The following is a 12,798-nucleotide window of genomic DNA, read 5'->3' as shown; positions in this document are numbered from 1 at the left end:
TCCTGTATTTTCACAGGAGTTTTTTTTCGTTAATATAGAGAGGACGAATGGATAAAGGAGAAGATTTATAAGATGAATGTAACAATATACGATGTAGCAAGAGAAGCAAATGTATCAATGGCTACCGTTTCCCGGGTAGTAAATGGCAACCCGAATGTAAAACCAGCCACTCGGAAAAAAGTATTAGATGTCATTGAGCGACTCGGCTATCGTCCTAATGCGGTAGCTCGCGGGCTTGCCAGCAAGAAAACAACAACTGTCGGAGTGATTATCCCGGATATCTCAAATATTTTCTATGCGGAGCTCGCCCGGGGAATCGAAGACATCGCCACGATGTATAAATATAACATCATTCTCAGTAACTCTGATCAGAATAAAGATAAAGAGCTTCGCTTAATAAATACGATGCTTGGCAAGCAGGTCGATGGGCTTATCTTTATGGGCGGACAAATTACAGATGAGCATGTGACGGAATTTAGACGCTCGCCGGTGCCTGTCGTTCTGGCTGGTTCAGTGGAAATGTCCAATGAGATCCCGTCTGTTAATATCAATTATGAACAAGCTGCTTATGATGCAGTGAAGATGCTGATTGATCAAGGCCATAAACGCATCGCTTATGTGGCTTGTCCGCTGCACGACACGATTAATCAAGAGTTCGTGCTCAAGGGCTATCAAAGAGCGCTTTCAGAAGCGGGCTTGCCTGTTGCAGAGGATCTGGTAGTGGAGGGGGACTACACATACGATTCAGGACATGATGCCTGGAAGAAGCTGCAGCAAGCAGAAGGGGAGAAGCCGACCGCTATTTTTGTTAACAATGATGAGATGGCTCTCGGTGTCGTGCACGGCGCACAAGACAGCGGTGTGAACATCCCGGAAGATCTTGAAATTGTCAGCTTTGACAGCTCACGGTTAGCTTTAATGGTGCGTCCGCAGCTGACTTCTGTGATTCAGCCGCTGTATGATATTGGGGCGGTGGCAATGAGGCTTTTAACGAAGTATATGAACAAGGAAGCAGTGGAAAGTCCGATTGTTGTTCTTCCTCATCGAATTGAAAAAAGAGGGTCAACAAAGTAAGTTCTTCTCCGATATAAAGAATAGACAATAAAACGTTTTTTTGTTAGAGGATAGGGGAGGAAAAATGAAAAAGTTTGATGCGCTGACACCAACCGGTATCATTATAGGAATTATCCTTTTGGCATTCGCGATTTTTTCCAGTGGCGGAGCGGAAGGATTTTCTTCTTTTTTGCATTTACCATCCATCTTAATCGTTTTTGGCGGATTAACAGCCGGCTTGCTCATCAGCTTCCCGCTGAAGGATATTAAGCATTTGTTTACGGTCATTCGGCAAGCCTTTCGGGAAGATGAAACAGATTTAGAGGAACTGATTCAAAGGTTCGTGAAGCTATCTGAGAAAGCGCGCCGTGAAGGCTTGCTTGCTCTGGAAAGCGGTATAGAAGATATTGATGATGACTTTTTAAAAAAAGGTGTGCTTCTTGCTGTAGACGGGATTGAGCAAGAGATGCTGATCGATATTATGAATGCTGAAATCACAGCTCTTGAGGAGCGTCATCGCAAGGGAAGAAGCATTTTGGAAAAAGCGGGAGACTATGCGCCTGCTTGGGGAATGATCGGAACGCTGATCGGTCTGGTATTGATGTTAAAGAGTTTAAACGATCCTTCTTCATTGGGGCCTAATATGGCGGTTGCGTTATTGACCACTTTTTATGGTTCCCTGCTAGCTAATCTTGTCTTCCTGCCGATGGCGGCTAAGCTTGAGCTTAAAACAGAAAAGGAAGTATTTTACCGTCAAATTATTATCGAAGGAGTGGTCGGTGTGCAAGCCGGTCAAAATCCAAAAATTCTTCAAGAAAAACTGTCTGCATTCTTATCATCGGATGAAAGAAGAGCAGCCCGCTCCAAGGCAAGTGAGGCGGCGGAAGCATGATAACGAGACGCCGCCCTTCGAAGAAAAAGCCCGCGGGTGCTCCAAAGTGGATGGTGACGTTTTCGGATCTGGTAACCCTTATTCTCGTGTTTTTTATTTTGCTCTTTTCCATGTCGCAAATTGATATTGTCAAATTTAAGGCCATTGCGCACTCCTTTAAGCAAACGCCGCTGTTTGAGCAGAATTCTTCCATTGTGCCCGGCGAATATCCCTCGGAAGAGATGAAGGAAGATCTGGGAGAAAAGAAAGAAGACTCTCTGGATCAATTAGCAAAAGACGTGCAGGAATATTTAGAAAAAAATAATCTGGAAAAGGTAGCTACTGCCACTAGAAATGAGCGCGGCGTCGTGCTCGTGCTGCAGGAGCAAATCTTATTTGAAACAGGCGATGCAGTGGTTGTACCCGAAGCTTATCCCTTTCTGCAAAAAATAGGCAAACTCCTCAAAACGATGCCGAACATGATCAAGGTAGAAGGGCACACGGACAGCCGCCCGATTAGAAACTCCTATTACCCTTCAAACTGGGAGCTATCCAGCGCGAGAGCCAGCAGCGTGATCCGGTATTTAAGTGAGCATCAAAATATTGATGAGGATCGTTTTATTGCTGTCGGTTACAGTGACACAAGACCTCTTGTTCCTGATACATCCAGTGAAAACATGCAAAAGAACCGTCGCGTTGAGATTATTATTACAGATCCTAAATATAAACAAGACAAGTAAGAGGAAGTCAGATGGCTGGCTTCCTCTCGTTTTATAAATGCTTTCGCAGCGGATATAGCGCCTTGTTCAGCGTATTGCGGTTCTTTTCTTCAATTTCTCGCTTGCGCGGCACCGCTGGATAAATGCCTTCAGGATCATCCCATGCAAGCGGCAGCTGAACTGGCGACTTCTTCTGCCAGCGCTTAATCCAGCTTTCGGGCAAGTTCCCTGAAAAATGAGATTTTTCAGTCATCTCAAGCCAGATTCTTGCCCAGGCCCGCGGCACTACACGCCATATATCATAGCCGCCTCCGCCGACAGCAATCCATCGGCCCTCGCAGTAGCGATGGGCGACTTGATGGGCAAGCCGGGGAATATGATGATAAATATTCATTGTAGCGGATAAATGAGTAAGGGGATCGAAGTAATGAGAATCTGCGCCGTTTTGCGTGAAAATCACATCAGGCTTAAAAAAATCAGCTACTTCCCAAATGGATGTTTCATAGGCTTCCAGCCAAGATTCATTCTCTGTAAAGGCATCTAGCGGAATATTAAAGCAAAAGCCATAACCATTTCCGTGTCCTCGTTCATTCACATTGCCTGTTCCGGGAAATAAATATCGGCCGGTTTCGTGAAGGGAGAGGGTACATACGTCGGGATCATCGTAAAAGGACCATTGAACGCCATCGCCATGATGGGCATCGGTGTCAATATAAAGGACTCTTGCCTGATACTTCTCTTGTAAGTATTTTATCGCAACGGAACTATCGTTATAAATACAAAAGCCGGATGCCTTTCCGCGAAAGCCGTGATGAAGGCCGCCTCCTAAATGGACGGCGTGGCGGGCTTTTCCTTGCATGACCCAATCCGTTGCAGTAAGTGTGCCTCCGACTAACAAGGCGCTGGCCTCATGCATGCCTGAGAAAATAGGCGTATCCTCTGTACCGAGTCCATAGCCTTCAGCGATATCAGAAGAGAGCTCCCCTCTGCCGGCTCTTTGGACCGCTTCGATATAATCGGCATCATGGATTAGTCTAAGCTCCTCTGTTGAAGCTATTCTTGGAGCAGCGAGATCACTGCTTTGTAAAGCGCCGCTTTCTTTTAACAGATCGATGGTCAGCGTCAGCCGAAATTGATTAAACGGATGATGTTTTGAAAAACGGTAGGTTAATAATTGATCTGAATGAATGAACACAGCCTTTCCCGTCATGAGGAGACACCGGGCATATTCGGCCACAGTACAATATGTCCATCCTTTTTCAGGTCCTCAATGGCTGCAATCGGATTCATTGTCTGCACACGCAGCACGATGATTTTATACTCCTCGGATTGCTTATCTGGATAAACAAGCACGCTGTGAATGTTGGCGCCCCTTTTTTTCAGCACATGGAGAACTTCATACAGCTTGCCTGCTTTATTCAGCACTTTCATTTCAATTCTCGAACCGGGCTGGTTGCTTCCCGTCAATTCTACGAAGGTATGGAGCACATCCGTCTCGGTGATAATGCCGGCAAGTTCCCCATTTTGGATCACCGGCAAACAGCTGATATCATGTTCGTATAGTATGGCTGCGGCATCTTCTACAAAATCTAGCGGGTGGCCGGTGACAACGTTTCTTGCCATAATGATGCTTAATGGCTGATGCAATTCCTTCTTATTTGTTTCCTTTTGCAAAATGGATGGTGTCGCTTCTTTTACATCGCGGTCAGTGACAAGACCGACAAGGGCCCCTTTCTTATCCACGATGGGAATGTGACGGATTTTTTTATCTCTCAATAATTGCAGAGCTGTTTCAATCGTATCCTCAGGAGATAGCGTATACACTTCCGTCTGCATAATTTCTTCCAAGATCATTCTCTCAACCCCTTATTGTTAATACATAAAGCGGTTCACAAAGCGAATTTGGTCAAATCTCTGAACGGATTTTTGGTCCACTCTTTTTCCGATGCGCACCATTAGACAGTTGGCGGGGTGGGAACTAATTTCCGGATCATCAGTGGCATACCATATTAATCCGCCGGCATTCATCATTTTTTCCATGAGCTTGCGGTACTCCCAGACATTCAACCCCGTCCCTTTTAAATCCCAGTGCCAATAATATTCCGTTGTTATAATAATATAGTCCTCCATTGCCTCATCCAGCATAGAAACTCGCAGCATATTCTTTGCAATCTGCTCTCCGCGGTACGAGGGGGTAACCTCGATCGCTCCTAATTCAATCAGGTTCTCGAGTTTGGCTTCCGACCACCGTTCCAGGGGATCGGGATACAAGAACGTGACGTAGCCGATAATGGTCTCTCCGCTTCTGGCAATGATCATTCGCCCTTCCGGCAAAGAGGCGATTTCCACAATCGCTTTGTGCTGCTGCTCAGGTTGGCGAAAAGCGGTAAGCTCCTCGTCAAAGTTCATCTTTATTAAATCGGCTGGCAAAACCGGCCCCTCAATGATGACACTCCCTTTCTTTGTCTTAAATTCCCGCGAGTGATACCTTTTGATATGCTCCATTTCGTCACCGCCTTGAGTCATTCATACCTACATTATACAGAAAAATGACTTGAATAAAGCGTTTTCACTAATTTTTCAGAAATCGGAAGCTTGAGAAAAGGGACAACCAGACTTATGAAAATTTTAAAAATTGAGAAAAAACAGAATGTGTTATATAATAGCAGTAAATCCTTACGCGAGGGGGAATCGGTCAAATGAAATTGGAAGCGCTAACAGTTAGGGGAGGAAATTTTAATTTAGGTAACTATGAAGAAACGTATTCTTCATTTGATTGGAAAGAAACTGAAAAGCAATTTTCATGGAGCGAAACCGGTAAGATCAACATCGCTTATGAAGCGATCGACCGCCATGCTCAATCGCAGCGCAAACAGCAGGTTGCTTTGTATTTCCGCGAGACAGACAGAGAAGAAGCCTATACATTTGAACAAATGCAGGAATTTACGAATCAAGCAGCGAATGTGCTAAAAACGTTTGGAGACGTGCAAAAAGGGGACCGTGTATTTGTATTTATGCCGCGCTCACCGGAGCTGTATTTTGCCGTTCTCGGAGCGATTAAGGCAGGCGCCATCGTCGGCCCTTTATTCGAAGCGTTTATGGAAGGAGCGATTTGCGACCGCTTAGCGGACAGCGAAGCGAAAGTTCTTGTCACGACACCGGAGCTTTTAAAGCGCGTACCGGCAGATGAACTGCCTGCGCTGAAAACGATTTTTCTTGTAGGAGAAGACGTGCAAGAGAAAGGGATGTATATTGATTTCCGCGCGAAGATGAAAACGGCAGACCGCTCCTTTGATATCGAGTGGATGGATTTGGATGACGGAATGATATTGCATTACACATCCGGTTCGACCGGCAAGCCTAAAGGAGTGCTGCATGTTCACCGGGCGATGATACAGCATTATCAGACAGCCAGATGGGTGCTGGATTTAAAAGAAAATGATGTCTATTGGTGCACGGCAGATCCCGGATGGGTGACGGGCACTTCCTACGGTATATTCGGCCCTTGGCTGACGGGAACGACGAACGTGGTCGTCGGCGGCCGCTTTAAGCCGGAAAATTGGTATCAGGCAATTGAGGACTACGGCGTAACAGTCTGGTATAGCGCACCGACCGCTTTTCGAATGCTGATGGGGGCGGGAGATGAGCTTGTGAAGAAGTACGGCCTGCACTCGCTGCGTCATATTTTAAGTGTTGGGGAGCCATTGAATCCCGAAGTCATCCGATGGGGGGATAAAGTATTCAATCTGCGCATTCATGATACGTGGTGGATGACAGAAACCGGTGCACAGGTGATTTGCAATTATCCTTGTATGGAGATCCGGCCTGGATCCATGGGCAAACCCATTCCAGGTGTTAAAGCTGCGATCGTTGATGACCAGGGCAACGAACTGCCGCCGAACCGCATGGGCAATCTGGCGATTAAAAAAGGCTGGCCTGCAATGATGGCCGCGATTTGGAACAATCCAGCTAAGTATGAATCCTACTTTATGCCGGGAGGCTGGTATGTTTCCGGAGATTCCGCCTACATGGATGAAGACGGCTACTTTTGGTTTCAAGGACGCATAGATGATGTGATCATGACAGCCGGTGAGCGAGTGGGGCCTTTTGAAGTGGAAAGCAAGCTGATTGAGCATCCGTCTATCGCAGAAGCGGGCGTCATCGGCAAGCCGGATCCAGTTCGCGGAGAAATTATTAAGGCGTTCGTGGCGCTAATGGAAGGCTACGAGCCGACAGATGAGCTGAAAGAAGATATTCGCCAGTTTGTCAAAACCGGTCTTGCGGCTCATGCAGCGCCGCGCGAAATTGAATTTCGCGAAAAGCTTCCCAAAACCAGAAGCGGAAAAATCATGCGCCGTGTGCTGAAAGCTTGGGAGCTTGACTTGCCGGCAGGAGATTTATCTACCATGGAGGATTGAGCAAGCGGCCGCAATAAGGCCGCTTTTTGTCAGCTGAAAAGGAAAAGAATTGTAGGATCGGGTTTGACAATTGCTAGCTTCTCTGTTTACAATATGACGTATAACAGCTGAATACTTAAAAGCGTTGATAGGACTCAGTAGTTCGCTATCCCTGTTTCAGAGAGCCGGTGGTTAGTGCAAACCGGTACAAATAGTTGAATGAATTACCTCCTGTAGCTTTTGCTGTGAACTCTTTTTAGTAGCAGCAAACGGCCTGGCCGTTATATGAATCGAGTGGAGAACGATGGATTCTCAAGCTTGGGTGGTACCGCGCTTATACAGCGTCCCTGCATGGTTTTAGCAGGGGCGCTTTTTATTTGCGCACAATTCGTGTGAATTAGAAGCAGAGAGGAAGATGAATCGTGGATTTAATGCAGGAATTAGAATGGCGTGGGATTGTTTATCAGCAAACAGATGAAGAAGGGATGAAAGAGCTTCTTAATAAAGAAAGCGTGTCTTTATACTGCGGAGTGGACCCAACAGCTGATAGTATGCACATTGGACATTTGCTTCCATTTTTAACACTTCGCCGTTTTCAAAATCATGGTCACCGGCCGATCGTGCTTGTCGGCGGAGCAACAGGAATGATTGGCGATCCAAGCGGGAAAAGAGAAGAAAGAAAGCTGCAGACGCCAGAGATGGTGGAGCATAATGTCGCCTGCATCAAAAAGCAGCTTGAAAAGATTTTTGAATTTGGCGGAGAAAACGGTGCCAAGCTTGTGAATAACCATGACTGGGTCGGTTCAATGAACGTTGTCACCTTCTTGCGCGATTTTGGAAAGAATATCGGAGTCAACTACATGCTGGCCAAAGATATTGTCTCTTCTCGATTAGAGTCTGGCATTTCTTTCACGGAATTTACTTACACGATTTTACAGGCAATGGATTTTTATCATCTGTATGAGAATTACAATTGCAAAATACAAATTGGCGGAAGTGATCAGTGGGGCAACATCACAACCGGTTTGGAAATGATTCGCAAGCTGAAGCCTGATGGAGAGAAGGCTTATGGAATGACGATTCCGCTAGTGACTAAGGCGGATGGAACGAAATTTGGCAAAACGGAAAGCGGGGCAATCTGGTTAGATCCAGAGAAGACTTCTCCGTATGAGTTTTACCAATTCTGGATTAATACAGCGGATGCGGATGTGGTGAAATACTTGAAGATTTTCACCTTCTTGCCTCCGGAAAAAATTGAGGAGCTAGAAGCTTCCGTCCAAACGGAAGCCCATTTGAGAAAGGCGCAAAAAGCACTTGCTGCTGAGATGACGCGCTTCATCCATGGGGAAGAAGCACTGGAGCAGGCGATTAAAATTTCAGAAGCGCTTTTTAGCGGAGAGATAAAAAAATTAACGGCTGCTGAAATCCAACAAGGATTTAAAGATGTTCCATCTTATGAGCCAGCTAACGGAGAAGAGCTAGCGCTTGTTGAACTTCTGGTTGCTGCCGGTATTTCTCCATCCAAGCGGCAAGCGCGTGAAGACATTCAAAACGGTGCGATAAGCATCAACGGAGAAAAAGTGAAAGACATTGCCTACACATTATCCGGCGCAGATAAAATAGAAGGCCAATTTACGGTCATTCGCCGCGGTAAGAAGAAGTACTTTTTAATTAAACACTCATAATAGGGGCGGCATCCTTTTGCGGCAGAGCGGGCGAGCAGATTTTCAGCACGGCAAAATAAAATAGGAGGACGATAACATGAATGAATTTCCCGATTTTTTGCATAGTCAGCAATTGAAAGAAACCATTTCCCATCCGAATATTCAAGTGGGAAAGCATACTTACTATTCAGGGTATTATCATAAAGAATCCTTTCAGGACTACTGCGTGCGCTATCTGCTGGAAGATGAGGAAGGCGATAAGCTTATTATTGGGAAGTTTTGTGCTATTGGTTCAGGAGCTTGCTTCATCATGTCAGGCAACAAGGGTCACCGGCCGGATTGGATCTCCACCTACCCGTTCTATTATGTAGAGAAGGATTGGGGAGAGGCGGTTGACGGTTATCAAGCAGCTGGAGATACCGTTGTCGGAAATGATGTATGGATTGGAACGGAAGCGATGATCATGCCGGGTGTGAAAATTGGAGACGGGGCCATCGTCAGCGCTAGAAGCGTCGTCACATCCGATGTGCCTCCTTATGCTATTGTTGCTGGAAATCCCGCTAAAGTGGTGAAAAAGAGGTTTTCAGACAGCGAGATTGAACAGCTGCTGAAACTGAAATGGTGGGACTGGCCGGAACAGAAAATTATGAAAAACATCGAGCTGATATGCTCAGAAAACATCGAGCAGCTGCTAAATAAATAAAGCATATTGGCTTTGCAAGATACGTCTGCTCCATCCAATCGGAGAAGACAAAAAGCTAATGATATGGAATCGTTATTGTGCTGAAAGGAGCTTTTCATTGTTCATCATCCTGCGAGTGATCTTCGCTTTATTAGCAGTCGGTTTTGCTGCTGCGGGGATGCTAACTGACCAGATAGAGCCTTATTTGGGCTATAGCCATTTCTTTTTAGCAGCTATGTTTTTCGTAATGGGGCTGTCTGAATTACGTGATAAAAGAAAAGAAATGTCCTTCCTTATGTTTGGGGTTTCCGCTTTATTGCTGATTGTAGTTATCGTTACATGAAAAAGAAGAGAGGACTGCTTAAGCGGTCCTCTCTTTTTCACTAATGACATGGAGTCTCTGGGAGAATGATTATCGGGCCAAGAAGTCGGTGGTTTCAAGGGCTGGCTCTGCCCAACAAGGCTATCCTCCCCACTTCTCCAAGTAATGTTGGTTTATGCCAAGTTTTGTGCAAAATTGTGTACTTTTATTTTGCAATACACAAGAATATTAGATTCACTAATAGAAGAAGAGGAGGATAAAGAAATAATATAGATAAACCCGATCCGAATTAGTTGATAATTTCCAAATGTAATATTAGTTCTCTCAGCTATCAGCAGGACACCAAAACTTTAGAGCTTGGTGCCCTTTTTTATTTGTTAAAAGAGGTGATCGAGGGGAATTTAAGCTTGAATGAGCAGCTGCTTCAATTAAAAGTGCAGCATTCGAAAAATAAAGAGGAAAAACAGAAACAGAAGCAGCCTGTCAAAAAGACGGAGAATCTTTCCATGTGCGAATGGAAAGAGATTAGAGATTATGGGTGTGAACCCTTCTGCATATTACAAAAGAAAAGAAGTGTTCCGGCAAAGATGAATATAGGATTCCCTTATATGAATATCTGCAATCATTAAGAAAGGCTAGAAAGGCACATGGTATTGTTAATGATATTAATGCATTTATCTAGTTTCTTAAATAGAATAAATGTCTATCCACGGATTATTCACCTCTCTTTGTAAAGGAATTAAGCCAGAAAAATTCTTGAAAAATACTATATTCCTAGTTTATTAAAACTATAAAAAGCTTTTATTTGTCAATAGAAGCATTATGTTTGAAGTGTCCATAAGTAACGAATAATTGCTGTAGGAAGACACGCCCCCATTGGATAATATAGGTAGAGATTTTGTTTGTGATTTCAAATATTTCATTTAATTGATATAAAATGCAGGGTTTGATATATTTGTAATTGCTTTAAGAAATTTATTACATTTTTGGGAGGTATATTTTTTATGAGAAAGAAAGTAAGTAAGTTTGGTAAAACGGTATTAGCTTCAGCGATTGCTCTTGGAGGTTTAGGTGTTATTCAAACAGTTGATCCATTAAAAGCAAATGCAAACGTAATGTCAGATGTAAATGAAGGTATTTTAACTACATATAGTTCAGCAGCAAAAAATGTGTTTACTGCTAAAGTCATGGCTAGTTCCATGGGGAATCGTCTTACAGACTTTAAAACGCGTCATACACCAACGTTTACAATTCATAATACTGCTGGAATGACTGTTCAACGAGGTTCTTTAAATCAATGGTATGAAGTAGATGAAGTACCGATGTATTGGGGAGAGTATGACACCGTTACAAACATTAGTGTAGCAGCTTTGCCTGCTGGACATTACCGTATTAAGATTAATATCCCAATGGACGATGGATCTTTTACGCCTGTTAATGAACCAGAATTGACTCAAGCTTTCACCATACAACCAGATCGTTCGATCGTAAATATTCGTCCGTAATAAGGTTGTTACATAAATAGTTTCAGAGTAGTGAAAAGCACCCTAACTGAGTGCACACACTGATATGCTCTCCTTTGGGTAGACAGATTAAAAAAAATAAAATCTGTTTATCTATTGGGGAGATATTTTTATGTCTAAATATTCTTTCTCCAAGAAAGAGAAATTAGCAATTATTAAATTTTACCACGAAGAGCCTTATACCTTAAATGAAGTAGCGAAGCTCTTCAACGTTCATCGCGATACAATTAAAGATTGGCAAAACGATTATTTTCATTTTGGTGAAGATGGTCTTGAACGATTAACCAAACAGAACTTTTACTCAAAGGAAGTAAAAATTGCAGTTGTCCAAGACTACTTATCTGGTGAATGATCATTAAGAGAAGTAATTAGGAAATATCAATCTTCAATTAGATCTATTTTAAGAAACTGGCTTAAAAAGTACACTAGTCATAGTGAATTACAAGATTTATTGAAATCGCAAAAACTCGCCTATCGAACGGGAAGAATTATCAAGAAACGGCAGCACAACATGAGGTATCCTACCAACAAGTCCACTTATGGGTACGTAAATTTGAACGAAATGGTGTAGAAGCACTTCAAGATCAACGTGATCGTACAAAACCAGCTGAAGAACGAACACCAGAGGATGAATTACGCTTGAAAATTCACCAGATGGAGAGTGAAAATGAACGATTACGTGCAGAGAATTTATTCTTAAAAAAGAGTTAGAGGCAATCGAAAGGAGGCATCGTTAAGTAGAGTTCGCATTCAAAGTGGTTATATCGCGATTCAAGAGTTAGCGAAGAATGAAAACTTATCGATTGTTTTATTATGTAAAGTTGTCAAGGTATCCAGTGCAGTTTACTACCAATGGGTAAATCGTCAATCAGCAGTACAGGAGCTGGAGAACCAACAACTAGTGGAGTCTATCCAACATTTATATACATAAGTAGATGGAATCTATGGTTATTGTCGTATCACGATGACAATTAACCGTCAACGTGAAAAAGAAGGCTTGAAAAAAGTAAATAAGAAACGAGTTTATCGCCTGATGCAGAGTTGTGTTTTAGAGGCGGTTATTCGACGTCCCCCGAAAAAGTACCGAAAAGCAAAGCCAGATTACGTGGCTCAAAATGTGTTAGCGCAAGAGTTTACGGCGGAAAAACCGAATCAGAAGTGGTGTACAAATGCCACAGAGTTTAAGTATGAGAACGGTAAAAAGGCTTATTTAAGTGCGATGATAGACCTCTATGATAAGCCCACCGTGAGTTGCGTATTGAGGCATTCGAATAATAAAGACTTTGATTTTAAGACGATCAGGCCAGCTATTCGCCAATTGTCTAAAGATGATTTTTTATTTTTACTAGTGATCGTGGATATCAATATACAACGAAAGAATTCAAGAGAATCATAGAGAAAGCAGAGATGGTTCATAGTATGTCGAGAGTGGAGCGTTGCATTGATAACGGACCGGTTGAAGCATTAAAGCACGCCACCGATCGTACATCAAGTTCTATAATAACGAACGTTACCAAGGAACTTTAAATGGCTTTAGCCCCCTAGAATACAGGAATCAAGCTTATTT

The 12,798-nt window shown here is 43.5% G+C and carries 11 protein-coding genes, 1 pseudogene and 1 other annotated feature; of the genes and pseudogenes, 9 read left to right on the top strand and 3 right to left on the bottom strand.

Features of this window, described 5'->3' with window-relative positions; translation table 11 throughout:
- Positions 1-72 precede the first annotated feature (72 nt).
- The 3 genes from ccpA (at position 73) to motS (ending at position 2,664) form a co-directional block, all read left to right on the top strand.
- On the top strand, positions 73-1,074 hold the full coding sequence (gene ccpA / locus CEF20_RS11090; RefSeq protein ID WP_100331871.1) for a catabolite control protein A: 1,002 nt from the start codon (positions 73-75) through the stop codon (positions 1,072-1,074).
- Positions 1,075-1,138: 64 nt separating this feature from the next.
- Entirely contained in the window at positions 1,139-1,945 is an 807-nt protein-coding gene (motP, locus tag CEF20_RS11085; RefSeq protein WP_100331870.1) for a flagellar motor protein MotP, read from the top strand.
- On the top strand, positions 1,945-2,664 hold the full coding sequence (motS, locus tag CEF20_RS11080; RefSeq protein WP_408607812.1) for a flagellar motor protein MotS: 720 nt from the start codon (positions 1,945-1,947) through the stop codon (positions 2,662-2,664). Before motP ends, motS begins: the two co-directional genes overlap by 1 nt.
- Before the next feature lie 31 nt (positions 2,665-2,695).
- Here the strand turns inward: motS and CEF20_RS11075 are convergent, their stop codons facing one another.
- The 3 genes from CEF20_RS11075 to CEF20_RS11065 are packed head-to-tail and all read right to left on the bottom strand — an operon-like array spanning position 2,696 to position 5,148.
- Positions 2,696-3,853, bottom strand: coding sequence for an acetoin utilization protein AcuC (locus CEF20_RS11075; RefSeq protein WP_100331868.1), 1,158 nt, complete (start codon positions 3,851-3,853; stop codon positions 2,696-2,698).
- Entirely contained in the window at positions 3,850-4,497 is a 648-nt protein-coding gene (locus CEF20_RS11070; RefSeq protein WP_100331867.1) for an acetoin utilization AcuB family protein, read from the bottom strand. Before CEF20_RS11070 ends, CEF20_RS11075 begins: the two co-directional genes overlap by 4 nt.
- Positions 4,498-4,515: 18 nt before the next feature.
- On the bottom strand, positions 4,516-5,148 hold the full coding sequence (locus CEF20_RS11065; RefSeq protein ID WP_100331866.1) for a GNAT family N-acetyltransferase: 633 nt from the start codon (positions 5,146-5,148) through the stop codon (positions 4,516-4,518).
- Between the two features lie 194 nt (positions 5,149-5,342).
- On the opposite strand from CEF20_RS11065, the gene acsA reads away from it, so the two are divergent.
- The 6 genes and pseudogenes from acsA to CEF20_RS11030 all read left to right on the top strand — a co-directional run.
- Complete coding sequence (gene acsA / locus CEF20_RS11060) at positions 5,343-7,061, top strand: acetate--CoA ligase (RefSeq protein WP_100331865.1); 1,719 nt, start codon at positions 5,343-5,345, stop codon at positions 7,059-7,061.
- A gap of 115 nt (positions 7,062-7,176) precedes the next feature.
- Positions 7,177-7,392: a binding site (T-box leader), on the top strand.
- Between the two features lie 79 nt (positions 7,393-7,471).
- Positions 7,472-8,725, top strand: a complete 1,254-nt coding sequence (gene tyrS, locus CEF20_RS11055; protein WP_408607811.1) for a tyrosine--tRNA ligase — start codon at positions 7,472-7,474, stop codon at positions 8,723-8,725.
- Positions 8,726-8,801: 76 nt separating this feature from the next.
- Positions 8,802-9,407, top strand: coding sequence for a CatB-related O-acetyltransferase (locus tag CEF20_RS11050; protein WP_100331863.1), 606 nt, complete (start codon positions 8,802-8,804; stop codon positions 9,405-9,407).
- A gap of 97 nt (positions 9,408-9,504) precedes the next feature.
- Entirely contained in the window at positions 9,505-9,729 is a 225-nt protein-coding gene (locus CEF20_RS11045) for a DUF3953 domain-containing protein (protein ID WP_157796256.1), read from the top strand.
- A 983-nt stretch (positions 9,730-10,712) separates the two neighbouring features.
- Entirely contained in the window at positions 10,713-11,213 is a 501-nt protein-coding gene (locus CEF20_RS11035) for a hypothetical protein (RefSeq protein WP_100331860.1), read from the top strand.
- A 130-nt stretch (positions 11,214-11,343) separates the two neighbouring features.
- Positions 11,344-12,796, top strand: a pseudogene (locus tag CEF20_RS11030) (IS3 family transposase); the annotation flags it as partial.
- Positions 12,797-12,798: the final 2 nt, after the last annotated feature.

This window comes from Bacillus xiapuensis (genome assembly GCF_002797355.1).
In the GTDB taxonomy this organism is placed as follows: Bacteria; Bacillota; Bacilli; order Bacillales; family Domibacillaceae; genus Bacillus_CE; species Bacillus_CE xiapuensis.
This window is presented reverse-complemented; position numbering and strand designations above follow the sequence as displayed.

What these genes read in the sequence shown, in the direction of transcription:
- ccpA (WP_100331871.1), top strand. Translation starts at nt 73, where the DNA reads ATGAATGTAACAATATACGATGTAGCAAGAGAAGCAAATGTATCAATG.
- motP (WP_100331870.1), top strand. Translation starts at nt 1,139, where the DNA reads ATGAAAAAGTTTGATGCGCTGACACCAACCGGTATCATTATAGGAATT.
- CEF20_RS11075 (WP_100331868.1), bottom strand. Translation starts at nt 3,853, where the DNA reads ATGACGGGAAAGGCTGTGTTCATTCATTCAGATCAATTATTAACCTAC.
- CEF20_RS11070 (WP_100331867.1), bottom strand. Translation starts at nt 4,497, where the DNA reads ATGATCTTGGAAGAAATTATGCAGACGGAAGTGTATACGCTATCTCCT.
- CEF20_RS11065 (WP_100331866.1), bottom strand. Translation starts at nt 5,148, where the DNA reads ATGGAGCATATCAAAAGGTATCACTCGCGGGAATTTAAGACAAAGAAA.
- acsA (WP_100331865.1), top strand. Translation starts at nt 5,343, where the DNA reads ATGAAATTGGAAGCGCTAACAGTTAGGGGAGGAAATTTTAATTTAGGT.
- tyrS (WP_408607811.1), top strand. Translation starts at nt 7,472, where the DNA reads ATGCAGGAATTAGAATGGCGTGGGATTGTTTATCAGCAAACAGATGAA.
- CEF20_RS11050 (WP_100331863.1), top strand. Translation starts at nt 8,802, where the DNA reads ATGAATGAATTTCCCGATTTTTTGCATAGTCAGCAATTGAAAGAAACC.
- CEF20_RS11035 (WP_100331860.1), top strand. Translation starts at nt 10,713, where the DNA reads ATGAGAAAGAAAGTAAGTAAGTTTGGTAAAACGGTATTAGCTTCAGCG.